The 24,341-nt window shown below is 62.8% G+C and carries 24 protein-coding genes; 7 read left to right on the top strand and 17 right to left on the bottom strand.

Annotation, left to right across the window (positions count from 1 at the left end; genetic code table 11):
* Window positions 1–18 precede the first annotated feature (18 nt).
* From BM151_RS13140 to BM151_RS13115, 6 genes are read right to left on the bottom strand one after another with little or no spacing between them, the layout of a single operon-like run.
* Complete coding sequence (locus BM151_RS13140; protein WP_090061196.1) at window positions 19–468, bottom strand: cytochrome c family protein; 450 nt, start codon at window positions 466–468, stop codon at window positions 19–21.
* Between the two features lie 40 nt (window positions 469–508).
* A complete protein-coding gene (locus BM151_RS13135) occupies window positions 509–925 on the bottom strand; it encodes a c-type cytochrome (protein WP_090061195.1) in 417 nt (138 codons plus the stop codon).
* 48 nt (window positions 926–973) lie between these two features.
* The gene (locus tag BM151_RS13130) at window positions 974–1,495 is read right to left on the bottom strand and encodes a methylamine dehydrogenase light chain (protein ID WP_090061194.1); all 522 of its coding nucleotides are present in this window, start codon (window positions 1,493–1,495) and stop codon (window positions 974–976) included.
* A 2-nt stretch (window positions 1,496–1,497) separates the two neighbouring features.
* The gene (locus tag BM151_RS13125) at window positions 1,498–2,115 is read right to left on the bottom strand and encodes a redoxin family protein (protein ID WP_090061193.1); all 618 of its coding nucleotides are present in this window, start codon (window positions 2,113–2,115) and stop codon (window positions 1,498–1,500) included.
* Between the two features lie 31 nt (window positions 2,116–2,146).
* Window positions 2,147–2,674 carry a MauE/DoxX family redox-associated membrane protein gene (locus tag BM151_RS13120; RefSeq protein ID WP_090061192.1) on the bottom strand — a complete coding sequence of 176 codons (528 nt, stop codon included), beginning with the start codon at window positions 2,672–2,674 and terminating at the stop codon, window positions 2,147–2,149.
* The gene (locus BM151_RS13115) at window positions 2,674–3,810 is read right to left on the bottom strand and encodes an amine dehydrogenase large subunit (protein WP_177213142.1); all 1,137 of its coding nucleotides are present in this window, start codon (window positions 3,808–3,810) and stop codon (window positions 2,674–2,676) included. Before BM151_RS13115 ends, BM151_RS13120 begins: the two co-directional genes overlap by 1 nt.
* Window positions 3,811–4,019: 209 nt before the next feature.
* Here BM151_RS13115 and BM151_RS13110 point away from each other — a divergent pair, with 209 nt between their 5' ends.
* Entirely contained in the window at window positions 4,020–4,928 is a 909-nt protein-coding gene (locus BM151_RS13110; RefSeq protein WP_177213141.1) for a helix-turn-helix domain-containing protein, read from the top strand.
* A 103-nt stretch (window positions 4,929–5,031) separates the two neighbouring features.
* On the opposite strand, the gene BM151_RS13105 is transcribed toward BM151_RS13110, so the two are convergent.
* The 6 genes from BM151_RS13105 to BM151_RS13080 form a co-directional block, all read right to left on the bottom strand.
* Window positions 5,032–5,814: an SDR family NAD(P)-dependent oxidoreductase gene (locus tag BM151_RS13105; RefSeq protein WP_090061439.1), complete on the bottom strand. Its 783-nt coding sequence runs from the start codon at window positions 5,812–5,814 to the stop codon at window positions 5,032–5,034.
* Window positions 5,815–5,833: 19 nt separating this feature from the next.
* A complete protein-coding gene (locus BM151_RS13100; RefSeq protein WP_090061189.1) occupies window positions 5,834–7,150 on the bottom strand; it encodes a TRAP transporter large permease in 1,317 nt (438 codons plus the stop codon).
* A gap of 70 nt (window positions 7,151–7,220) precedes the next feature.
* The gene (locus BM151_RS13095) at window positions 7,221–7,763 is read right to left on the bottom strand and encodes a TRAP transporter small permease (RefSeq protein WP_090061188.1); all 543 of its coding nucleotides are present in this window, start codon (window positions 7,761–7,763) and stop codon (window positions 7,221–7,223) included.
* A 4-nt stretch (window positions 7,764–7,767) separates the two neighbouring features.
* Window positions 7,768–8,853, bottom strand: a complete 1,086-nt coding sequence (locus BM151_RS13090) for a C4-dicarboxylate TRAP transporter substrate-binding protein (protein WP_090061187.1) — start codon at window positions 8,851–8,853, stop codon at window positions 7,768–7,770.
* A gap of 51 nt (window positions 8,854–8,904) precedes the next feature.
* A complete protein-coding gene (locus BM151_RS13085) occupies window positions 8,905–10,416 on the bottom strand; it encodes a class I adenylate-forming enzyme family protein (protein WP_090061186.1) in 1,512 nt (503 codons plus the stop codon).
* 25 nt (window positions 10,417–10,441) lie between these two features.
* Window positions 10,442–11,617: a thiolase domain-containing protein gene (locus BM151_RS13080; RefSeq protein WP_090061185.1), complete on the bottom strand. Its 1,176-nt coding sequence runs from the start codon at window positions 11,615–11,617 to the stop codon at window positions 10,442–10,444.
* A gap of 115 nt (window positions 11,618–11,732) precedes the next feature.
* On the opposite strand from BM151_RS13080, the gene BM151_RS13075 reads away from it, so the two are divergent.
* The 5 genes from BM151_RS13075 (at window position 11,733) to BM151_RS13055 (ending at window position 16,298) form a co-directional block, all read left to right on the top strand.
* On the top strand, window positions 11,733–12,299 hold the full coding sequence (locus BM151_RS13075) for a LuxR C-terminal-related transcriptional regulator (protein WP_090061184.1): 567 nt from the start codon (window positions 11,733–11,735) through the stop codon (window positions 12,297–12,299).
* A 351-nt stretch (window positions 12,300–12,650) separates the two neighbouring features.
* Window positions 12,651–13,553 (top strand): siderophore ABC transporter substrate-binding protein, encoded by a 903-nt coding sequence (locus tag BM151_RS13070; protein ID WP_090061183.1) that lies wholly within the window; start codon window positions 12,651–12,653, stop codon window positions 13,551–13,553.
* Window positions 13,554–13,565: 12 nt separating this feature from the next.
* Window positions 13,566–14,537, top strand: a complete 972-nt coding sequence (locus BM151_RS13065) for an ABC transporter permease (protein ID WP_245781208.1) — start codon at window positions 13,566–13,568, stop codon at window positions 14,535–14,537.
* On the top strand, window positions 14,527–15,525 hold the full coding sequence (locus BM151_RS13060; protein ID WP_090061182.1) for an iron chelate uptake ABC transporter family permease subunit: 999 nt from the start codon (window positions 14,527–14,529) through the stop codon (window positions 15,523–15,525). The genes BM151_RS13065 and BM151_RS13060 overlap by 11 nt, the downstream gene beginning before the upstream one ends.
* Complete coding sequence (locus BM151_RS13055) at window positions 15,522–16,298, top strand: iron ABC transporter ATP-binding protein (RefSeq protein WP_090061181.1); 777 nt, start codon at window positions 15,522–15,524, stop codon at window positions 16,296–16,298. Before BM151_RS13060 ends, BM151_RS13055 begins: the two co-directional genes overlap by 4 nt.
* Window positions 16,299–17,058: 760 nt before the next feature.
* Here the strand turns inward: BM151_RS13055 and BM151_RS13050 are convergent.
* Genes BM151_RS13050 through BM151_RS13030 form a run of 5 tightly spaced genes read right to left on the bottom strand, consistent with a single transcriptional unit; the run spans window position 17,059 to window position 22,619 of the window.
* On the bottom strand, window positions 17,059–18,147 hold the full coding sequence (locus BM151_RS13050) for an ABC transporter ATP-binding protein (protein ID WP_218151366.1): 1,089 nt from the start codon (window positions 18,145–18,147) through the stop codon (window positions 17,059–17,061).
* Window positions 18,148–18,179: 32 nt separating this feature from the next.
* Window positions 18,180–18,968, bottom strand: a complete 789-nt coding sequence (locus BM151_RS13045; protein WP_090061180.1) for an ABC transporter permease — start codon at window positions 18,966–18,968, stop codon at window positions 18,180–18,182.
* On the bottom strand, window positions 18,965–20,185 hold the full coding sequence (locus tag BM151_RS13040) for an ABC transporter permease (protein WP_177213139.1): 1,221 nt from the start codon (window positions 20,183–20,185) through the stop codon (window positions 18,965–18,967). The genes BM151_RS13045 and BM151_RS13040 overlap by 4 nt, the downstream gene beginning before the upstream one ends.
* Window positions 20,182–21,210, bottom strand: coding sequence for an extracellular solute-binding protein (locus BM151_RS13035; RefSeq protein WP_090061178.1), 1,029 nt, complete (start codon window positions 21,208–21,210; stop codon window positions 20,182–20,184). Before BM151_RS13035 ends, BM151_RS13040 begins: the two co-directional genes overlap by 4 nt.
* Before the next feature lie 44 nt (window positions 21,211–21,254).
* Entirely contained in the window at window positions 21,255–22,619 is a 1,365-nt protein-coding gene (locus tag BM151_RS13030) for an aminotransferase (protein ID WP_090061177.1), read from the bottom strand.
* Between the two features lie 161 nt (window positions 22,620–22,780).
* Between BM151_RS13030 and BM151_RS21970 the strand changes: the two genes are divergently transcribed.
* On the top strand, window positions 22,781–23,713 hold the full coding sequence (locus BM151_RS21970; protein WP_177213138.1) for an AraC family transcriptional regulator: 933 nt from the start codon (window positions 22,781–22,783) through the stop codon (window positions 23,711–23,713).
* The last annotated feature ends 628 nt before the right edge of the window (window positions 23,714–24,341 follow it).

Below are 24,341 nucleotides of genomic sequence, written 5' to 3'. Positions count from 1 at the left end.
GATCCGGATCCCCTGACCTTACGGCCAGGGGTACTCCGCAACGGCGATCCCCATCTCGGTCAGCTCATCGACGACGAGACGGCGATAAGCCACCACGTCGGGCACCTCGATGGCGCGGCGGCGGGAGACCTCTTCCTCGGAGAAATACGCGGCACTCTCGCCGCCCTCGGCCTCGCCCCAGACATCAAGCACGTAGTTCATCACCTCGGCGATCTCACGATTGTTCAAGGACGCCCCGACCACGCCGGGCACGTGCATCATATAGGTGCGGCCCATCTCGGTACCGGCGATATGGCCGACGCTGCCCGGAAAGGCGGGAATGCCCCCCTCCGGCGTGCCGCCGCCTTCGAACCCGTGACAACCGGCACAGCGCAGGATGTAATTCGTATGCGCCGTGCGGCTTGGCTGATCCGCCGCCGCGAGCGCGGCGGGCAGAAGTGCGAGCGCGAAGCTCAGAGGTTTCAGCATGGTCCTTCCTTTCATCCTCGGGCTCAATCCAAAGCCGGGCTCAGTCCACAGCCGGTCGCATCGCCCGCAGATCGGCATGGCTCGGACGGGTCGCGCGTGCCGTGTCCAGAAGCTCCTGGCTCATCGCGCTTTCGGTCTCGCCAAGGGCCTGAAGCACCCAGGTGCCGATCTCAATGAGCTCTTCATCCGTGGTGCTGGCGACCGGCGGCATGATCAGGCCGATATACATCTGGCCCTGAATCTCAAGTTTGCCGGCCATCCCCGAAATCATCACCCCGGCCAGATAATCGGGCGCGGCCTCCCCAAGCGCCTGCCAGAACACGGGGCGGTTGAGCGGCGGGGCCAGACCCGGATTGCCGATGCCGCCCGTGTTATGACAAGCGGCGCAATGGATCTCGAACAGCTCTTCCGGGGTCTCGGCAGAAACCGCAACGACCGGGAGGGTGAGAAGGGCCATGGCAAACGCCACAGCCCCTTTGCGTGTCAAAGTCAGGCGCAATTCCGGTTACTCCGCAAGGCCCACGACCACGGAAACCGTGCAGTGATAGCCCTTGTCGGTGTTCGCCATGCACCAGTTGATGTCGTTGTAGAGCCCCATGCGATAGCCCGGGCGTTCGCCTTCGGAGGTGTAGCAGAAAGTCGCGGAGGCCACCGAGGGTTTGCCGCAGCAATCGTTATAGGCGACGAGGTAATCCTTGCCGTCATCCGGGTTGGAACAGGTGCCGACCCAGGACACCGACGAGGCGGACGAACCCGGAGGGCATTGCGTCAGCGAGCCACCGGAGGTCGAGCACAGGTTGCCGTCCAGCGCACAGTGGCGCCAATAGGAACATTCGTCCTCCGGCAATTCGGAGGCGTGGGCACGACGATCAAAGGGCAGGATCGGGGTCGCCACGGCAGCGCCGAGAACCGAAGCCCCGGCCTTTGCCATGAAGCTGCGGCGCCCGAGGCTGCGCGCGGCGGTGCGGGCACCGGTTTCGACGCGTTTGTCGAGAGTCTTGAGAAGTGTGTCGATCAGTCTGGTCATAATCAGATCCTTTCGGAGGAAAATTGAGTGGCGCCCATCTGTTGGGCGACCGCAGCCTGGTATGAGGGAATGCCGGTCTCGGAGGCGGTGAACAGGCTTTCGAGCTGTTCGCGGGAGTTCACGAGCCCTTTGGCGCGCACCTTGCCATCCGCTCCGATGAGCACGGCAAAGGGCAGTTTTGCGACCTTGAAGGTCATGCCGAGATCGGAAGAGAGCGCATAGGGGAAGGATGTGAGGTCTTCCGCCTCGATGAGCCGCCGATGCGCTGCTTCGCGCCCGTCGGAGGCCAGCGCGACATCGAGCCAGCCCTTTTCATCGTCCCGGATCGATTTGATCGCGGGCAAAAGCGCCTTACAGATCGGACAGGTGGTGGAGAGGAAGAACACGAGCTGTGCCCGCCCTTCCGGTCCGCCCAGAGCAAACTCCGGCCCGTTGAGATTGGGCAAGGCCATCTGCGGCACGGTCTCGCCGATGTCCGGCCCGCTGTCAGAGATCATCGCGCCCACCGGGGAGACCCGTTCGAACAGGATGCCGATCTGGCGGGCCAGCGCGAAGATGATCGCGATCTGCACCAGCACGACGACCCAAAGCGCGATGTTGGAAAAGATGAGTATGTTCATATTGTTCTGTCCTCTTTCATCCGACCTGACGTCATCCGGCCCGACGGATGTGGGGGAGATGGGAGGCGAGCTTTTCGGCCACGCCGTAGATCGCGAAAAGCGTGATCCCGGCGGTGATCGCCATGAGCGCACCCGCAGTGCCGACCGGCCCGGTGGCGATCATCGCGACAGTCAGCGCCATGACGGTCAGAACGGCATTGCGCCCGAGGGTCAGCCCGGAGACGATCTGCGGCGCGCCTCCGCAGCCGCAGTCGATCTCCCTCTGCCCCCGAAGCAAAGCCGCCGCCATCAGCCCGCCATAGCCCGCAAACAGTCCCGCCGCCATCAGCCCGCCAACCGGGCGGGTGATGGGCACGAGGAGTGCGAGGACGGTGAGGGTCTCGACCCCCATCAACCCGCGCACGATCGTGGGCACCATATGGCGCGGCACAAGCCCGTAGCCCTGCGCAAACCCCACCGTCTCATAGAAGGCCTGTCCCTTGTGCCAGGCCGCGCGCGCCAAGACGAGCACGAGAAAGCTCGTCAGGCTTACCGAGGTGAGCTGCGACAGGTCTCCCATCAGCGATCCAGCTCCATGATGGTCGGCCAGCCGGCGATGTCGAACTCTTCCGTCATCTCGAGAAAGACCTCGTCGCCCATCTCGACGGAGTAGAGATAGACCGCGCCTTCCTCATTCGCGCCGTAGAGCATCGGCTCTTCGGTCTGGGTCACGGCCAGCCCGTTTTCGTGATGCGCCTCGGCGCGCCCCACGACGGTCTTGCTCGCCATATCCACGGCCCAGATCTGTTCGGCGCCATTCTTGTGGGACCCATCATAGGCGCCGGAATGCATCAACACGAAAGCGGTGTTGGTCGGGGCGTTATAGGCAATCAGCTCGGAGCCCGACGGCGCCCATTTGCCCAGCACGCCTTCGGTCAAGGCGATGGTCTCGCTCAGCACCGGCACATCGCCGCTGTCATCGACGACATAGAGATTGCCATTGTAGGACACGTAAACGAGGGTCTCGCCGATCCGCACGCCATTGGTAAAGAGCGCGTCGTCGTCGACATCAAAGATCTTTTCCGACTTGCCCGGATCTCCGAATGTGCCATCGGCGGCGTAAGCGTAGGTCTGGAATGTGCCGTCACCGCAGATCGTGGTAAATTTCATCCCCGAGGTGGAGGGGAAGATGCCCCAGCAGCCGGGGGTGGGCACCTCGGCAATGGCTTCACCGGCGGCGATATCGATCACCGACACGGAGGTCGCCGGCGTGGCGTTCTGGGCCAGCGCATAGGCCTCGTCCGAAGACAGCGCGAGCAAAGCAGGCTGGCTTTCCACATGGGCCATTTTCACGCCGAATTCGAATTCGCTTTTGACCTTGAGCGTGTCGACGTCCCAGCTGTGGAAGACGTTGGTGATCGGGCCGTAGGTATAGCGCTCGAAATAGACCGAGGTGGTGTAGAGCGTCTTGCCATCAGCGGAAAGCACCATCTGTGCGGTGGTGCCCGGCCCCATATTGCCCTTCATCGCGAAGTCTTCGGCGCCCAGCACGTTGACCGAAGACGGGCCTTTCCAGGCCTGGTCGAGCACGAAAAGGTTCGGGCCTTCGTCGATCGTTTCCTTGACGGTGAGGGTTTCGGGTTCAATGGCGTCTTGTGCGAAAGCCGGTCCGGTCAGCGCAGCAAGCGCCACGAAAGCGGCGGTTGTGGATTTCATCATCTGTCTCCTGGTGATGGTCTCAGCACCAGAATAAGAGCCGTTTTTCAGTCCGCGCTATCCGCCTCCGGCCGAAAAATTGGCCCATAAAATATGCAGCGCGTGAATCTTACCGTTTCTCGCCCCGCCATGCTTGTCTTTCCCCGGAACGCCTCGCTCAGAATAAGAAAATCAAAACATTTCGGATAGTTACAATGCGCACAGACGGCATGACACGCAACCGCGTGAAAGAGGCCCGGTTCGACAGTTTCGTCGATCAGGAACGCGGCCTTGACGGTTGGCATCAACTTTACCGGCAATTGTCACCGGGGGCATTCGAGGGTCATATCACAGCTCTGGAATGGGGGGATATCACGCTCTATCGCGAGACCGTGAATCAACGGATGGAAAACATCTATCGCGTTCCCGACGGCTATCTCTGCGTCGGGTTTTCGCTCGGAAAACCGCTCACCATGGCCGGGCTCCCCAATGCCATCGGCACGGGCACCGGCATGATCCATGTCGCCGGCGAAGATTATCACATCTTCACCGACAGCCATGCCGATTACATCATGCTGACCCTGCCACAGGACAGCTTGCCCGAGGATATCGCCTGTGGCACCCGTCCGGTGCCAAAGGAGGCGGGCCAGGGCATTGCGGATTGGATGCTGACCCTGATGGAAAGCGCACGCCTGGGCATCGCGCAACAGGCCGTTCTCGACCTCGCCCCGGATCTGTTGCTCGACCGGATCTCGCTCTGGGCGCGCGGGGCGGCGCGGCAAACAGCGCACAAACTGCCCCGCAACCTGATGGCGGATATTCTCGAAGCCTGCGACACCCTGCCCTTCGACAAGCTGAGCGTGAGCCATCTGGCGACCCATCTCGATCGCGATCGCGCGCAATTACGCACCGCCTGTCTGGAGCGCACGGGGATGTCACTCGACAACATGCTCAAGGGACGCCGGCTAAGCGAAGTACATCGTCGTCTGCGCTTCTCCGACGCCCGGACCACCCGGGTCTCCGATGTCAGCATGGAATTCGGCTATTATCATTGGGGACGTTTCGCCCAGAACTATCGCACCATGTTCAACGAACGCCCCTCGGAAACCCTGCGCCGCACACCACCGCGACAACATTGAGCCTCCCCCCGCTCCGCTATGCTCTGGTTGGCGAGGCTACTCACACGCTCCGATATTGAGATGGTGATTGTTTCGGTCGCCGCCCCGAACCCGGCCGCCCTGCTTAAGTTTGCAGGTTGCCGGTCTGTGTCATCCCGGAGGCCATATAGCCACCATCCACCGTCAAGACCTCGCCATTGACGTAAGACGCGGCAGGGCTTGCGAGATAGGCCACGGCCTCTGCGATATCCTCGGGCTGCCCGCGCCGGCGGGTGGGAACCATCTCAAGAACGCGTTGCCATGTTTCCTCGCTATAAGCGGCCATCGTCATAGGGGTCTCGATCACCCCCGGCGCGATGGCGTTGGTGGTGATGCCACGCGCGCCGAGTTCCAGCGCAAACTGCCGGGTCAGACCGAGAATGGCGGCTTTCGAGGTGCCGTAGGCGGTGCGTCCGACACCGGCACGCAGGCCGGAGATCGAGGCGATATTGATGATCCGCCCATAGCCGCGCGCGGCCATGCCGCGGGCGATGTGCTGGCTCACCCGAAAGGTGCCGGTGACATTGACGTCGATCACCTTGCTCCAGGTCTCGGGGGCGAAGTCCAGCAGCGGTTCGACAAGAATAAGCCCGGCGCTGTTCACGAGAATGTCGATGGGACCAAGCTCGTTTTCGGCCTCAGCAACCGCATCGAACAGGGCGGCGGCCTCCGCGACATCGAGGGCGAGCGCAATCGCTGTGCCGCCCTGTGCGGTGATCTCGCGGGCAGCGTCTTCGGCGGCCTCAAGGCGCAGATCCGTGACGGCCACACGGGCCCCCAACGCGGCCAGCCGCAGGGCACTGGCGCGCCCGATCCCTGAACCGCCGCCGGTGATGAAGGCGGTGCCGTAATCCGTTCGTTGTGTCATGGGAAATTCCTTGGTCATCTTATCGGGCCATCATCGTGTCGGGCAGCCAGGTGATGATGGAGGGGAAGGCGAACAGAAGGACGATGGTCACCATCTCGATCGCCACGAACCAAAGGGCTCCGCGGAACACGTCCGGCAGGGGCGTGTCGCGATCAATGCCCGCGATCACGAAGCAATTGAGGCCGACGGGCGGGGTGATCAGCCCGATCTCGCACATTTTCACGCAGAGGATGCCGAACCAGATCGGATCGAAACCGAGCCCGGAGACGGTCGGAAATACGATCGGAAGCGTGATCACCATCATCGAGAAAGCGTCGAGGAACATGCCCAGCGGGATGTAGAGCAGCAAGAGCACGGCGACGATCAGATGGGGCGGAATGCCGCTTTCGGTGATGGCGCCGGCAATCATCTGCGGCACTTGCACCAGGGTCAGGAAAAAGCTGAAAATCCCCGCGCCGATCATGGTGAAGAGGATCATCACCGTGGTGGTGGCGGTCGAACGGAAGCTCGCGGACAGCGCGTGGCTCAGACGCCCGCGCGCCGATGTCGCGAAGACCAGCATCAGCAGGGCGGCGAGCGCACCGATGGCACCGGCTTCGGTCGGGGTGACGAGGCCGAGGTAAATCCCGCCCAGCACTATCACGAACAGGACGAGCACCTGCCAGGCCTGCGTCGTCGAGGACAGCCGCTCTCCCCAGGAGGCCCGGGGCGCGCGGGTGGAGTGGTGCTGGACCCGGTGGCCGATGAGGGCAACGCCGATCATGAAGGCCACCGTGGTGATCAGACCGGGCACGAAGCCCGCGATCAGCATCTTGCCGGCCGAGACTTCGGTCAGGGCGGCATAGAAGATCAGCAGGACAGAGGGCGGGATCAGCACGCCCAGCACACCTCCGGCGGCCACGGCGCCGGCCGCGAGACGCGGATCGTAGCCCTTTTCCTTCATCTCCGGGATGGCGACCGCCCCCACCGTGGCCGCTGTCGCCACCGAGGACCCCGAGGTCGCGGCAAAGCCCGCAGAGGTCAGGATGCTCGCCATCGCCAACCCGCCCGGCAGGTGCCCGACCCATTTGTTGGCGACATGGAACAGACGCTTTCCGACCTGCGCATGATGGGCGAAAGCCCCCATGAGGATGAACAGCGGGATGACCGTAAGTGCGTAGCTGGCGGTATGGCTGAAGGAAAAGGATTTCAGCCGCGCAAGAAGGAAGGCCAGGTTTTCCACCATGACGATGCCGACGGCGCCGGAAAGGGCCAGCGCGGCGAAAACCGGCGTGCCCAGAGCCATGAGGAAAAAGATCAGCCCGACGGCGAGCAGGGTGATGAGTGTCACATCCATTGTCGATGTCCTGTGAAGTGCAATGTCGCGGTCCCGGCGGCATGCGCCGGGACCTTTCTGGGCGCGTGGCTCAGTGCAGGGGGGTGTCCCCCGCATCGGGGGACGCGGCGTCGAGAGGCGGCAGCGCGATCTGCTTGAGCGCGATACGCAGGCTGTGCAGGGCGGCTTGCAGCGCGGCAAACCAGAGCCCTGCGGCCACCCCGATCTTGGCCCACCAGATCGGCACCTGGAAATAGCCCCAGCGGAATTCCCTGATCGAAAACGAATAGACCGCCTCCTGTGTTGATGGCCAGGCCAGCATCAGGAACGTCAGCGCGGCGAAGCCCCACGCCAGTGCGGTACAGCCGCGCGAAAACGGCCCGGGCAACGCATCGGTCATCATGGTGACGCGGATGTGGCCGTCATCGAGCAGGGTCGCACCCAGCCCCATGAAGACCACCATCACCATGGACATTTCCGTCATTTCGAACAGACCCGGCACGGCGCGCCCGAAGGCGGCGCGGGCCACCACATCCAGGGTGATGGCCAGCATCATGAAGGCGAGGAACCCCAGCGCCAGCCATGATGTGATCCGGGCGATCCCGTCGAACAGGCGGTTCAGCCACGCCAGCATCGGCTTACAGGCCTGCCGCGATTTCGACCGGACGTTTCATCGTCCCGGTGCCCGCGTGACGCGCAATCGCCTCTTCGACGACCGCCTGCATGGCCGCCCCGTCGATGCCGTTGGGCTTGGCCACGGTGTCGATCCACTTGTTGACCTGCGCGGGCTGCACGATCGACTTGGTCCGGGCCTTTTCCGCGTCGGAGAGCGACGAGAGCACCACGCCCTCGGCCTGCGCCTTCTGCACATATTCGGCCAGCACCCCGTTGTAGATCTCGGCGAATTTTCCGGCGTAGAGCTCATCGGCCAGATCGGTGCAGATCTGCTGATGTTCGGCCGGCAGGCCCTCCCAGACACGGCGGTTCATGATCGTGACGGCGGGGGCGTGCGGGCCATCGCCGATGTCGTAGAAATTCGGCGCGATCTCATGCAGCTTATAGGCGACGGCGGTGACGAAATCGAAGCCGTAGACGCCATCGAGAACCCCGCGTTCGAGCGCCTGATAGACCTCGCCCGCCGCCATCGGCACGGCAATGCCGCCGAGGCTTTCGATCACATCGGTGGCGACGCCGTAACCGCGGATCTTCTTGCCCTTGATGTCCTCGAGCGAGGTGATCGGATCGCGCATCACCAGAGGCGCGTAATTCCAGTTGGTCCAGTAGAGCACCTTGCTGCGGTGACGCTCTTCCCATTCCTGGCGCAGCGGCGCGAAATTCTCGTAGACATCTCGGCACACAAGCTGCAGTTCATCGGCGCGCTCCATGCGGAAATACCATTCAAGACCACGGGTGACCGGCAGTTCCGCCTGATAATAGCCCGGCGCGATCAGGGTCATTTCGCTGGTGCCGTCGCGCACCGCGCCCAAATGTTCGCCGACCTTGTTGAGGCTGCCGGCCCAGTAGTATTTGACGCCGATCTCGCCATTGCTGCGATTAGCCAGTTCCTCGAGGAACCAGCGGTCGACCCAAGACGGTCCCGCCGTTTCGCTCACATAGCTGTCGAATTTCAGTGAGGTCGCGGCATGGGCAAGACCGGGCAGGCCCGAGATCAGCCCCGCGCCTGCGAATGCCCCTGTGGATTTCAGAAAGTCACGTCTTTTCATGGTTGTCTCCTCCGTTGGTGCCGGGCTCCTCCTGCCCGGAGATGTTTTGACTTATGCCGGTGTCGGCTCATTCCCCGTGCGGGACCTGAGCTCGGTTTTCAGGACCTTGCCGTAGCTGTTCTTCGGCAGCTCCCGGACGACCGCGTAGCGTTTCGGGCGTTTGAAGGCGGCGATCTGCTGGCGACACCAGCTGTCGAGTTCGGGCACGCTGGCGCTCTTGCCGGGTTCGAACACGACATAGGCCACGACCTGTTCGCCCCAATCCGGCTCCGGCTCGCCAATGACGGCGATCTCGAACACCGCCGGATGGGCCAGAAGCGCCTCTTCGACCTCGCGCGGATAGATGTTGGTGCCACCGGAAATGATCACATCCTTGGAGCGGTCGGTGAGATAGAGAAAGCCATCCTCATCGAGATGACCGAGATCACCGGTGTGCAGCCAGCCGCCCGCGAGTGCCGCGGCGCTGGCGGTTGGATTCTGCCAGTAGCCGGTCATCACCGTCGGGCCCTGAACACAGATTTCTCCGGTATGACCGGCGGGCAGAGGCTCTCCGTTGGCTCCAAGCACGGCCAGTGTCACCGCGCCCTGTGCGATGCCCACGGAGGCGCGCCGGGCCTGCCAGCGCGGATGGCTCTGATCGGCGACCAGATCGCGCGGCAGCACCGAGATGGTCATCGGTGTTTCGCCCTGGCCGTAGATCTGCACGAACCGCGGGCCGAAACAGGCGAGCGCCTCGTCGATGTCATGGGCATACATCGGCCCGCCGCCATAGATGATCGTGCGGATGCCGTCGCCGGCATATCCCTGCAGCTTTGCGGCGGCGATCAGGCGCTTGACCATGGTCGGGGCAGCAAAGAACACCAGATTGCCACGGGTCTCGGCAAGCGCGATGATCTCGGCGCAGTCGAACCCATGCGAGGCGGGAATGAGATGCGCGCCCCCCGCCCGGATCTGTGCAAACATGTAGAGCCCCGCGCCATGGGACATCGGCGCGGCGTAGAGCATGTGGTCCTCCGCCCGCGCCGCGTCGACATCGAGCGCATAGCACAGCGTCATCTGCCGCAGGTTGTCATGACTGAGCATGACCCCTTTTGGCGTCCCGGTGGTGCCGGAGGTGTAGAACAGCCAGGCCAGTTCCTGTGCCTCGACCGCTTTGGGCGGCGTGATTTTGTTCAGATCGGGAACCGGGGTCGAGAGCACCGCCTCAGCGATATCCTCCTGTTCCGCGAAAACACGCCCGCTCTCCGTCAAGGCCAGCGCCGCCCCTGAATCACGGATGATCCACTCGGCTTCACGGGCATGCAATTTGCAATTGACCGGAACAACGACGGCCCCGAGCCACCAGCAGGCATGCAGCACCTCGATATATTCCGGGGCATTCTTGGCAAAGATCGCGACCCGATCTCCGCGACGAATGCCATGTTCGTCACTCAGCCAGGCGGCCCGGTTGCAGATCGCCTGCAAGAGTTCGGAATAGCTCTGGCGCAGGGTGTCTCCGTGATAGAGCGCCGGGCGGACGGGCCAGGACAAGGCGGTCTGATACAGCCAATTTGCGATATTCATTGTCTTCACAATCCCCGGATCATCTTCAGGCACGATCGGCTTGCAAAATCGTCGCGTAATTGGCGACGGCCGCGCCCCCCATGTTGAAGGCGAGCCCCCATTCCGCACCCGGTTGCTGGATGTCTCCCGCACGTCCGGTCAATTGCCGGAAGCCCAGCGCATGCATCGACACGCCGGTGGCACCGACCGGATGGCCTTTGGCCTTCAGGCCGCCAGACAGGTTCACCGGGGTGCGCCCGCCCGCATAGACCGTGCCCGCGTCGAGGGCCTGCACCCCCTGTCCCTTCGGGGCGAGCCCCATCGCTTCGTAAATCAGGAGCTCCGCCGGGGTGAAACAGTCATGAACCTCTGCGAAATCCAGATCCCCGACGGTGATCCCGGCGGCCTCATAGGCCGCACGAATGGCGCGCTCCGGCCCTTCGAAGGCAACGAAATCGCGGCGGCTCATCGGCAGAAAGTCGGACACATGTTCAGCGGCGGCAATCCGCACGCGGGCAGAGGCATCCTCGGCATGCGCGTCAGACGCACTCAAAACGATCGCGGCGGCGCCATCCGTGACCAGAGAGCAATCGCTCAAGCGCAAAGGCGGCGCGATCAGCGGGTTTCTCTCGCTCACCTCGCGACAGAACTCATACGTCAGCGGCTTGTGCATATGCGCCAGCGGGTTTTTCATCGCGTTCTCATGGTTCTTCGCCGCAATGCGCGCCATCGTGTCCAGCGGATCGCCATAGCGCGCCGCATATTGTTCCGCCGCAATGGCGAAGACTTGCGGAAAACTCAGGGCCGCTTCTACCGCATCATTCTGATACCCCGCGCCGGCCAGAGCGGTGGTGACATCTTCCGTGGAGCGATGGGTCATCTTTTCTGCGCCAACAACAAGGACGTTGCGCGCCCGGCCCGCCCGAATGGCGTTCAGCCCGGCATGGATCGCAGCCGCGCCGGACGCGCAGGCGTTTTCGCATCGCGCGGCAGGGGTAAAGCGAAGATCGGGATGCGCCTGAAGGATCAGCGAGGAAGCAAACCCGTCGGGGACAAGCCCGGAATTGAAATTCCCGAGAAAAACGGCGTCGATCTCAGCCGGCGGAATCTGTGCTTCCTCAAGCGCGTCACGCGCCGCCTCAACAATCAGCGTTTCGAGCGTCGCATCAAGGCGGCCAAACCGGGTGTGGCCGGAGCCTGTGATATAAATTTCGTGGGTCATGTCACGTCCTCCCGCAACAAGGGTGATGCAAAAAACACATGGCAGCCATCCGTGGAACTACGTATAAATCTACGTATGCCCTACGTAGATGCAGATGCAGCAAAAGGAAAATCCCATGGATTATGACCGGATATCTGAGACGGACCTCGACCTGACGGGGTTCATGGATGCTCCGATCGGCCTCATGGTCCTTTCGAATCGAACGATTCAGCGTGTGAACACGGAGATGGAGCGCATTTTCGGCTGGACCCGCGACGAGCTCGAAGGGCAATCGATCCGCATTCTCTATCCCTCCAGCGTCGATTACGAAAAGACGGGCACCCGCTGGCGGCGCTGGCTGGACGGTCGTCCGCGCTACACGGACGAACGCTTCATGCAGTGCCGCAGCGGCGAGATCATCTGGACCCGAGCGTCAGGCCGGACGTTGACCCCGACCGATCCCTTTCGGCTGATGGTCTGGACGTTCGAGCATCTGGAAAACCGCCCACCGAATTCCGCCACGCTGACGCCCAGAGAGCGTGAGGTCGCCCGACATATCGTGAATGGCTTCACCAGCAAGGAAACCGGCCTGGCGATGGGCATTTCCCCCCGCACCGTGGAAGTTCATCGCAGTTCGGTGATGAAGAAGCTGGGGGTGCAGAATGCGGCGGAACTCGTTGCGAAGATGATTGTTCAGAACTGACGGGTGAGATTCAGCGGGATGCACGTGTCGCGGCCATTCGCGATCGTTCTGCGGCCTCTGATCCGTCAATGAAGGCCGGGAACGGGCCAAAAGCGACAGCGGGCAATTGGGATGGCCCCCTGTCATGCGGGGCGCGTAGAAAAGTCTTCTTCGAGAAAAGCCTTCATCGATATTCGTGAAATCGGACACTCTTCTTTGCCAGGAGCTGCGCCCATCCCCCAGCAAAGAGGTTTCGGGATGAAGTCTTATACTTTAGTCTTTTAGTTTGTTATTGGGGCTGTTATCAGCATCAGGAACCTTTCACGCTGCAAGCCGTCGCCAGTAGCAATCAACCTGAACGAGAGATTTGCTATGTTTGGAGCTGTTTTCAAAGGCGTAGCCCTGTCTGCCTGCCTGTCCACCGCCGCGATGGCGACCGAGTTGACCACGTTTTCCGGCCCTGTTTCCATCGCTGAGCCCCCGAAGACGGTGATCAGCTATGATCTCGGTGTGCTCGACACCCTGACCGCGCTCGGTGTCGATGTCGCAGGGATCACGGATCCGCTCCTCGTGCCGGCGCTCGGCGGGCTCGATGACGGCAGCCGGGTCAAAATCGGCACTCTGTTCGAGCCCGACTTCGAACAGGTCTTTGCGCTCAAACCCGATCTCATCATCGCCGGGCCGCGCAGTCGCGCACAGATCGATGCCCTGGCGAAAATCGCTCCGACCGTCGATCTCAGCCCGTTCTCCGAAGACATCGAGGAAGTCGTGCTGACCCAGACCCGCGAATTGGGCGCCTTGTTCGGCAAGGAGGCGAAAGCCGCCGAGCTGACCGACCATCTGAGCCGCTCTCTCGACGAGCTGCGCGGATTGACCAATGGCGCGGGAAAGGGGCTGATCGTCATGACCAACGGGCCGAAACTCTCGGTCTTTGGCCCCGGATCGCGCTTTGGCTGGGTTCATGCCACGCTGGGCGTGGAACCGCTGATCGCGGATGTCGAGGCCCAGACCCATGGCGAGGCGATCAGCTTCGAGTTCCTGCATGAGGCCAATCCCGACTGGCTGATCATCTTTGATCGCACGCGCGCCACGCGAGGTGACGGGCCGACCGCCGACGAGACCCTCGACAATGAGCTGGTGGCCCGGACCACGGCGATGCAAAAGGGGCAGGTGATCTATGTCCACCCGGCCGATTTCTACATCGCCACCACTGGTGTGCGGTCGCTGCAGGATACGGTCGATCAGTTCATCGACGCCTTCAGGGCCGCACAGTAAAGCCGGCCGACCATGCGCGTGCTGTCGCTCCATATGATCCTCGCCCTGCTTTGCCTCTTGGTCATGGCGGGGCTGAGCCTGTTCATAGGGGTCGCGGATCTCGATCTCGGGGCGGTGCTGCGCGGGGACGGCGGCGATGACGCGCTGATCCTTCTGGTCAGCCGCATTCCGCGCACGGTTGCGATCATCCTGACCGGGGTTTCGATGGCGATCTCGGGGCTCATCTTTCAGATGCTCACCCGCAATAAATTCGTCGAACCCTCGACGACAGGTACCGCGGAAAGCGCCGGTCTCGGCCTGTTGATCGCGGTGTTCTTTTTCCCGGCCGCGCCGCTGTTGGCGAAAATGGCGCTGGCCGCGGGCTGTGCCATTGCCGGCACCCTGTTGTTCCTGCGCATTCTCGACCGCTTGCCGCCGCATGAGCCACTCTTGGTGCCGCTGGTCGGGCTGATGCTCGGCGGGGTGATCGGCGCCGTGGCGACGTTTTTCGCCTATCAGGCGGATCTGCTGCAATATCTCGGCATCTGGACCACCGGCGAATTTTCCGGCGTACTGCGCGGCCGCTATGAAATCCTCTGGCTCACCGGGGCACTGGCGCTGGCGGGCTATCTCTATGCCGATCAGTTTTCCATCCTGGGCATCGGCCGTGATGCCGCAATCACCCTGGGGCTGAATTTCCGCGCCGTGATGTGGCTCGGCTTGCTGATCGTCTCGGTCACCACGGCGCTGGTCGTGGTCACGGTCGGAGCGATCCCGTTTCTCGGGTTGATCGTGCCCAATATCGTCAGCCGGATCATGGGCGACAACCTGCGCGCGGCCGTGCCCTGGGCGGCGAGCCTCGGCGCGGGTCTGCTGCTGTTTTGCGACATCATCGGACGGGTCATCCGCCAACCCTATGAGATCCCGATCGGCACGATCTTCGGCGTACTGGGCTCGGCGGTCTTCCTCTATCTGCTGCTGGGACGCAAAAGCCATGCCGTCTGAGACCAGCCTCTCTTCTCCCCTGCCGCGATTGCGCCTCTCCGGTGAAAGTCGGACCTTGCTGATCCTCGCGGCTTTGGCCCTGCTCGCCATTCTGCTGTTTCTCACCCTCGGCGTGCCCCGGGGGGCGTGGGAATTTGCCCTGAGCTTTCGCGCGGGCAAGCTCGCGGGGCTCATCCTCGTGGCGTTTGCCATCGCCTGTGCGACGCAGCTGTTCCATGTGGCCACCCGCAACCGCATCCTGACCCCGGCGATCATGGGCTTTGACGCGCTCTATCTGATGATCCAGACCAGCTTGGTCTATGTGCTGGGGGCCATGGCCACGCTGGATCTCGACCCGATGGTGAAATACGGCGTAGAGGTGATCGTCATGATGGGGTTTTCCACCGGGCTGTTCCTCTGGCTTTTCGCCGCGAAAGCGCGCGACCTGCATCTTCTGGTTCTGGTCGGGATTATCTTTGGCACGTTGTTTCGCAGCCTCTCCGGTTTCATTTCCCGGATGATCGATCCGAATGATTTCGTCGTCGTCCAGGGCGCGATGTTCGCAAGGTTCAACGCGGTGGAAATCGATCTTCTGACCGTCGCCGCGGGGCTCACCGCGCTCACCCTGCCGCTTTTGTGGCATATGCGGCACCAATTCGATGTGCTGGCGCTGGGGCGCGACGTGGCGATCGGGCTGGGGCTGCGCTACCGGCCGGTGATGTTCGTGACCTTTGCGATGATCGGGCTTCTGGTCTCTGTCTCGACCGCCTTGGTCGGGCCGGTCACCTTCTTTGGCCTGCTGGTCACCCATCTCGCCTACCACCTGCTGCCCGGCGCGCGATTCGCCCCGACGCTCGCCGCCGGTACACTCATCGCCATCGTGACCCTCGTCGGCGGACAGGCGATTTATGAACATGTGCTGGGGCTGCAGGGCACGCTCTCGGTGATCATCGATACGCTCGGCGGCATCACCTTTCTCTATCTGCTTCTCAAAGGGGCCAGACGATGATCGAGATCTGCAATGTCAGCCATGAAATCCAGGGGGCGAAGATCCTCTCGGGGATCGATCTGCGCCTGCCGAAGGGCGGCATCACCGCGCTGATCGGCCCCAATGGTGCGGGCAAGTCCACGCTGCTGTCGCTGATCGCCCGGCTGGAAAAGCTACAGGGCGGCACGATCCGGGTCGATGGTGCGGATGTCAGCCAGACCGCCACCGCTGAGCTGGCGCGCAAACTGTCGATCCTGCGGCAGGACACACAGGTCGCGGCCCGGCTCACCGTTGCGGATCTCGTCGGCTTTGGCCGCTACCCGCATCACAAGGGCCGCCCCGGCCCGGAAGATCACGCCCAGGTGGAACAAGCGCTTGCAACCATGGCGCTGACGGGGCTGCGCGACCGGTTTCTCGATGCGTTGTCCGGCGGCCAGAGGCAACGCGCCTTTGTGGCCATGGTGCTGGCGCAGGATACCGATTACGTGCTGCTCGACGAGCCATTGAACAATCTCGACATGAAACATGCGCGCGAGATGATGCAACAGCTGCGTCGGGCCGCCCATGAGCTGGGCAAGAGCTTTGTCGTGGTGATCCATGATATCAATTTCGCCGCCGCCTACGCCGATCATATCGTCGCGCTGAAAGACGGTGCCGTGCAGGCCCAGGGCCGCCCGGACGAGATTGTCACCCGCGCCAGCCTGCGCGAGATCTTTGATCTCGACATCGAGGTCGAGACGGTCGCAGGACATCCTTTTGCCTTGCATCAGATCACCCCGTCCTCGCACCGCTGAACAGCACCGGCGGCGCAGGCAATGCCGGAACGACAGACCTCTCTGGTCGAAAAGCGAAACCTGACGCGATCATCGGCTGACCGGCCTCACGGCCCCCGCCGATGGCGGAGGGCAGCAGACAGTTCTTCGGTCTCACTCGGCCTCTTCGGCGCCGCCGGCACCTCTTTTGACCGAGCCCATTGCTGAGACAAACCCGTCCAGACTCGGCGCCACGTGGCATGTTTGCCGGCTTGGCTGGTCAGGTAGATTGAATTGCGGTCTGCGCGAGTGCCACCCGGCTGGACAAGACCGTGGCCGAGTGTAACAAGCATGCGGCCAAAAGCGAGGAGCCCGAGTAAGACAAAGGGTCGACCACCTGCAACCGTTCTCTCGGGGCCCCTCAACACAAACCGGAGCCCTGTGTCGCGCCGCTTGCCAAGGGGGCACTCTACGCGGTCCGTGTTTACCTACCTCGGCGACCTGGGCACCTATGCCGGTTTGAAAACGAACGCATACGCGCAGGTGCTTTGTGACGAGGGCGAGCCGATCAAGGACCTCAAATCCGCCAGGAGCGATGCGGTCTCGAACATTGGGAGGCAACGCCCCGGGCGGTGAGATCACCCTGCGGTCCGCGCTGACCTTCGGCTATATCGTGGCCCGCCACAGGGCAGCCCCGAACAGCCAATGCACGAAGAGACCCGCCATCGCGGCTCCGACAAAGACCAAACAGCCCCGGTGCATCCCGCCTGCGCCGAAGCCATTTCTTAGTCTTTGAGCGCTGTCAGAAGCCGTAGGCCCGCGCGCGTCCTGGCACAAGCGCCAGCTGAACCGGCTGCCCCACCTGCGGCGGCGTCAGATCCGCGCTGCGCCGGATCGCAATCTTCATACCGTCGCCCAGATCGACGTCGCACCGCATATGGTCGCCGTGGAAGATGAGTTCGACGACACGCCCCTCGATCACGTCGCAGCCCTCGGCAGAGATCACATCCTCGAGGAATGACACATGTTCGGACCGGACAAAGACCTGCGCCCTGTCCCCGGCAACCGCGTCGAAACACAGGGTGGCTCGGGTGCGCCCGGACGTTCCGAGCCGGATCATCCCCTCGGTCCCTGCGACGCTTTCGACGATGCCCTCGACACGGTTGTTGTTGCCGACGAAACCGGCGACGAATGCCGAAGCCGGTGCGTCGTAGAGCGCCTTGGGACTGTCGAGCTGTGCGATCCGGCCCCTGTCGAAAACGGCCACGCGGTCGGACATCGTCATGGCTTCGTCCTGATCATGCGTCACGTAGATCACCGTCAGCCCAAGTTCGCGCTGAAGGTGCACCAGTTCGATCTGCATGTCTTCGCGCAACCGACGATCCAGCGCGCCCAAGGGTTCGTCCATCAGGATAAGCCGAGGCTCAAAGACCAGCGCACGGGCGATCGCAACGCGCTGTTGCTGCCCACCCGACAGATCCGACGGATAGCGGTCGCGCAGCGCCGTCAACTGTACCCTCTCGAGCGCCCGGTCGACCTTGGCCGCAAGCTCCTCGCGGCCAAGACGACGCACCGTGAGAGGGAAAGCCACGTTGCGCTCGACGGACATGTTCGGAAACAGGGCGTAGTTCTGAAAGACCATGCCGAAACCGCGCTGCTGCGGGGTCTCGCGGGTGATGTCGCGTCCGGCATAGAGCAGCCGGCCCGATGACGGGGTCTCGAAACCCGCAACCATCATCAGCGTTGTCGTCTTGCCACTTCCCGAAGGGCCGAGGAGACTGAGGAATTCGCCCTCCCTCAGTGACACGGAGATGTCGCGCGCGGCGAAATGGTGACCGTCATAGGATTTCGAGAGAGTCTGAAGATCGAGCAGGGGAGGATTGTCGGACATGTTTCTTTCCTGATTGGCCATCGGCCCGCGCATCAGCGCGTTTTCTTTCTGCTGAGAAGGTGCATGGTCATGGTGAAGGCCAGCGACAGAACGATGAGGATGGTCGCCGCCACCGCCATGACCGGGCTGTCGCCGTCCTTGATCCCCGAGAACAGACGCAGCGGCAGGGTGCGCTGCTCGGGACCGGCGAGGAAACTCGAGATCACGACCTCATCCAGCGACAGGGCAAAGACGAAGAAGCTGCCCGAAAGCACACCGTTGAAGATCACCGGGAAGGTGACCAGACGGAAGGTCGTGAACCGCGAGGCACCGAGGCTCCAGGCGGCGCGGCTGAGCTGTTCGTCATATCCTTCGAGGACGGCCGAAACCGTCAGCACGATCAGCGGGGTTCCGATCGCCGTATGGGCAATGATGAGGCCGAGATAGCTCCCGGCGAGACCAAGCGGGGCGTAGGTCAGAAAGGCACTGACCGCGAAGACCACCGTCGGCGTGATCAGCGGCATGGCAAAGACCACCCGCATGATATTGGCCCCGCGCCGCGACAGCCGCTTCAGCCCGAGGGCGGCCATCGTGCCCAGCGTCGCGGCCAGCACGGTCGCGGCACTGGCCACGATCAGCGAATTGCCAAGGGACATCAGCCACGACGGCGAAGAGGCGAAACCGCGCCACCATTCGAGCGAGGCCTTGGCAAAGGGCAGGTCCAGAAACCGCGTCGGGCTAAAGGACAACAGCACAATCAGCACGACCGGCAACAGCAGGTAGACAAGGATCAGCAGACAGAAGGCCCCGATCAGGGACCGGCCAAACGTGACGGTCTTCATGACTTTCGCCCCCGTGTCAGAGCAATCCCGTAGAGCGCGAAAAGCACCATGGTCGTCAGCATCAGCCAGAACGACAGGGCGGCCGCCATCGACCAGTTGCTGGTGCGTGTGGTGAACAAGGCGATGAAGGACGCCATCATCTGGTCATCGGTCCCGCCCAGGATCAGGGGCAGCACGTAATTGCCCAGAGACAGCGCGAAGATCAGCATCCCCGAGGCCGCGATCAGCGGCAGAGTGTGCGGGAAATAGACGCGAATGAAAGCCTCGACATTCGAGGCGCCCAAGGAGCGGGCCGCCCGCATGTAGGAGGCCGGTATGTTCTGCATCCCCGAATACATCGGCAGGATGGCCACCGGCATCAGAAGCTGCACGAAACCGATATAGACCGCCGTGCGCGTGAAGAGCAGCGTCCCCGGATCGAGCCCGAGCGCCCCGGTCGCGGCGTAGAACCCGCCACCCTGTTTCAGAAAGGCGAACCAGGCAAAGGAATTGACCAGCGTCGAGGTCCAGAAGGGCAGGAGCACAAGCAGGAAGAGCGCCTCTCGCAGGCGGGCATTGCGCATCGTCGCCATGAAATAGGCGACCGGATAGCCCAACAGCACGGCAAGCGCCGCCGTGACACCGCTGACGGTGAGCGAGCGGAGGAGGATGCCGCGATAGATGGCGCGTTCGGGCTCCACCGAGGTGAGACCGCTCTCCGTGATCTCCAGATCGATGGCCCGCAACAGGAACTGGGCGGTAAAGGGTTTCGAGGAGGCGCGGATCGCAGTCCAGACCTCGGGGGCTTGCCAGGCGTCATCCACAGCCAAAATGGCCTCGCGCGCCTCGGCGGCGGGGACTTCGGGCGCCCGGCGCAGGGCGCGGGCCGTGCGGGACATGACGGTGCGAAAACCGCTCACCTCCTGGGCCAGGCGCGACGACGCGCGTGAGATATCTGCGGCCCCTGCCTGCCCCAGGTCGGTGTAGAGCGCCAGGAAGACATCGTCCGGCGGCATCTCCGCGCCGTCCCACTCCGCGAGGGCTGTGACGGTGCCCGGCAGCGCCGCCTGGACGTCCCGGTCGAGCACCGAGCGCGACAGAAGCGTGGCGACCGGCAGGAAAAAGGCCAGAAGCAGAAACACCAGCAACGGCGCGCACAGAAGCGCCGGAGCCAGGTAATGCCGAAGGCCGGCGGACCGAAATCCGCCGACATCCGCAGGGACCGAAGCCTCGGTCATTGCGACGCCCATTGTTCGAAGCGCTCGGTCAGCATCTCGACATGGTCGACCCAGAATTCGGTATCGGTCGCGATGGCATTCTCGATATTCTCAACCGCGCTCGGCAGATCCTTGGCGCGCTCGGCGTCCACAAGATCCAACGCTTTGGAGTTGGCGGGGCCGTAGTCCTGGCTCGCCACGAAATTCGCCTGAACCTCAGGGCGGGCCCAGACCGACAGGAACTCCTGCGCGACATCCTGCGGTGCCGTGGCCGCAACGACCCAGTAATCGAACTGATAGAAGCTTTCGTCCCACATCAGGCCAAGGTTGATCCCGTCCTGCCGCGATTTCAGAAAGTCAGGGCTGTAGATGGCGCTCAGCACGGTATCGCCCGAGGCCAGCGTCTGGATCGGCTGCGTCCCGCCTTCCCAGAAGATCAGCTCGTCCTTGATCGTGTCGAGCTTGGCAAAGGCACGGTCGACCCCCTCGTCGGTGGCGAGCACGTCGTAGATCTCGTCCGCAGGCACCCCGTCGCCAAGCAGGGCGATCTCCAGGGCGTATTTGGGACCGCGGCGCAGCGATCGTTTGCCGGGGAAGGTCTCAAGGTCGAAGAAATCGGCCCAGCTGTCCGGCGCCTCGCTGACGTTGTCGCCGTTCCAGCCCAGACCGATGCTCCACAGGATGCTGCCGACACCGCAGTCCTTCACGGCCTCGGGGATAAAATCACCGGCGACACCGAGGCCTTCCCAGTCGATTTCGGCCAACAGGCCGTCGGCACAGCCAAGCGCCTGTTCCTCGGCTTCGACTTCGATGATGTCCCAGCCGGACACGCCACTTTCCAGCCGTGCGCGCAGGTTGCCGTAGCCGCCCTGCCAGGTGTCGAGCACGACATCCACGCCGAATTCTTCGGCAAAGGGATCGTAGACGGAGGCCTTGAGGCCAGCCTGGAAGTCACCGCCCCAGTCCACAATCGTCACCGTGTCGGCGGCATGCGCCGAGGCCGTCATCAGAAGCGCCGCGAAAGCCGCGGAGGTCATTTTTCTCATTTTTTGTCTCCTTGTTGGTGTTTCGCCGTCTTGTGCGTGCGGCTTTAGTAATCGGTTGTGGAAAGCGCCCTGATCTGAGGAAGAACACGATCGTAGGAGCGGCGCAGACGTTCGACCAGAGCAATCAGGTCGCCCTCTTCCACGATCAGAGGCGGGCAAAGCACGACAGCATCGTGCACCGCCCGGACGACGGTTTTTTCCGTCTCATAAATGTCCCGGGCCCAGAGCGCACCCGCTTTGTCCGCAAAGCTGCGACGCGGATCGCCCTCGGGGGCCAGTTCCACCGCCCCGAGCAATCCGACACCCCGGACCTCGCCGACGTGCTCGGCGCCTGTGAATGCCTCGCGCAGTGCAGCGTGGAACACCTCGGCCTTCCTTGCGACACCGGCAACGATGTCGCGTTCGTCGTAGATGCGGATGGCCTCGTTGGCGACGGCGGCGCAGACCGGATTGCCGGAATGGGTGAACCCGTGCGAGAACCCGCCGCTGCGCGAAGTCTCGGTGGCAATCACGCTGTAGATCTCGTCGGTCATCAGCGTCGCCGAGATCGGAAGATATCCACCGGACAGCTGTTTGCCGCAGACCAGAATGTCAGGTTCGATGCCGCAGAGTTCGGACCCCCAATAGGTCCCGGTCCGGCCAAAGCCGCAGATGATCTCATCGGCGATCAACAGGATATCGTGCTTTTTCAGGACCGGAACGATCTTGTCGAAATACGACGCGGGCGGCACGATCACGCCCCCTGCCCCCATGATCGGTTCGGCGATGAAGGCCGCGATGGTGTCGGGTCCCTCGCGCTGGATCATCTGCTCCAGCTCGTCCGCCAGCCGCGTCGCGAAGGCCTCCTCGGTTTCGCCGGGCTTGGCGTGGCGCCAATGGTGCGGGCTGCCGGTGTGAAGGATCGGCCCGAGCGGCAGGTCGAACCCGCTGTGCATGTTGGGCAGACCGCAGAGCGACGCGGCCAAGGCCGTCGATCCGTGATAGGCATCCCAACGGGCGATGATCTTTTTCTTCTGCGGGCGTCCCAGAACGTTGTTATACTGCCAGACCGCCTTGACCGCGGTCTCGTTGGCCTCGGAGCCCGAGGTCGAAAACCCGACATGAGCCAGCTGCCCCGGTGCACGCGCGATCAGCGCCTCGGCCAGTTCGCGCACCTGCTCGTGCGAGGATGACATGAAGATGTGATAGAACGGCAGCGACTGCAGCTGCCGGGTTGCCGCGTCCGCGAGGCGTTTTTCGGAGAAGCCGAGCGAGACGGACCAAAGGCCAGACATGGCCTCGAAATACCGTTCGCCATCATCCCCGATCACGTAGAGCCCATCGCCTTTCGCGAAGGTCCGGATCGGTGCAGGGGCCGTCTGTGAGAGGTTGGTAAAGGGATGAAGAATGCTGTCGGATGCTGTCGTCATTGAAGGAAGTCCTGTTAGGTTTCGCCTAAACTACGGGCAACGCCTCCCCCCGAACTATCCGATTTGCGCACGGTCTCGGCCCTGAGCTTGCCATTTTGCAATGCCAGCGATCAGATGGGACAGACCTTGGAACCATGACGAGACGCAGAAGAGTGCCCGAGATGCAGCTTGAACCCGTTCACCTGATTGCCGAAGAACTGAGCGGACAGGAACGTCTGCTCGACCAATGGGACCAGCAATACCAGCAGATGTCTGCGGGCCGGTTCCGCGGGGAACTGTGTCAGCTGGATCTGGGGTCCATCCGGCTGGCCCGCGAACGCATGAATGTCGCCGTAGATCAACAGGCGACGCCCCCGAAGGACTGGGTCGCCGTCTCGATCCCGATCAACGGCTGTCGGCTCTTGCGGTGCAACATCGACAATGGCGTCGCCCGCGGGTCCGGCTTGCATCAGGTCATGACCGAGGGCGGACGCTATCGGGCGATCTCGGACCAGAACTCGGACATCATGGTGGTCATGATCTGCCGCGACTTCTTTGAAACGGCGCTGAACAGTTACCGACTTCCCGACGGGAACATCCGGCAGGTTTTCATGGACATCTCGGACCGGATCGCGACCAATCTGTCGCATCTTCTGAGCGCGCAGCACGGCAAGCCGATCGCCGATGCCGACGGCATGGCCCGGCATGTCCTCGACCAGCTGGCCAATGGCCGGATCATCACCCCGTCGCAGGCCGAACGCAGTCGGCAATGGCGCATCGACCGGCAGACCATCGTGCGCAAGGCCTGCGAGGCGGCCGAAGCAACGGGGCTGGAAAGCGCCGATCTGGCACTGATGTGCGACGCGACCGGGGTCAGCCTCAGGCTGATCCAGGTCTCGTTCCGCGAAGTTCTCGGGATCTCTCCCGGCCGCTGGCTGCGCCTGCAACGTCTGAACCTCGCGCGCCGCCGCCTCTGCATGGACGGCGAGGACAATATCACGAGGATCGCGCTCGATCTGAACTTCTTCCACCTCGGACGGTTCTCGCAGGAATACCGCCAGCTGTTCCTCGAAACTCCCAGCCAGACGCTGCGCCGAACCCGCGGAACCGCGTGACACCCGGCGCAGCACAAAGTCTGACGCCAGCGCCAATGGCGCAGTTTAGGTTGATTTGATAGGAGAGGGTTTCCGGCTCATCGCCCCCCAAGGAGTGAAGATAAGACAGAAATCCGGAACCACGCAGAGCCCCGGCGCGAGGATTGTTGAGGGCATCCGCCGTGGGCTGCCCTGTGTCGTGGAGATCACATGGCTTTTTGCGCGCCACTTGCTTCCGGAGTGTTTCCACTTTGCGTGGCCCCTCGAACGTAGCCTCCACGTAGCACCGGCTCGCAGGCGTAGAAACGCGGAAAGCGCCCCTTTTGGCGCCATTTCATTGATATTATTTCATAGTACATTAGCTGCGGGAGCGCACAGCCGCTGTCACCGACCTCAACCGAGTTGCTGCGCTTGAGGCCGACCGAACTCAGGCAGAGCGAGTTCCATTGCCGCGCCAAACACAAACGCCTCAAATGGGCAGGAAGAGGTTCAAAGCCCTATTTCGCTGCAGCTACACGAATGGCCGCGATCAGACACGAAAGCAAAATCAGTCGTTTCCGCCCTTGACGAAAACGTATGGAAGGCGGTCATTCCCTTAGGGGCGAAGCCCAAGAACGCTGTGATCGATCTAGAGTTGGCGGTGTCCATC

The sequence above is a fragment of the Celeribacter neptunius genome (assembly GCF_900113955.1).
GTDB classification, from domain to species: Bacteria; Pseudomonadota; Alphaproteobacteria; order Rhodobacterales; family Rhodobacteraceae; genus Celeribacter; species Celeribacter neptunius.
The sequence above is the reverse complement of the archived record's forward strand: the minus strand, read 5'-3'. Positions and strand labels throughout refer to the sequence as shown.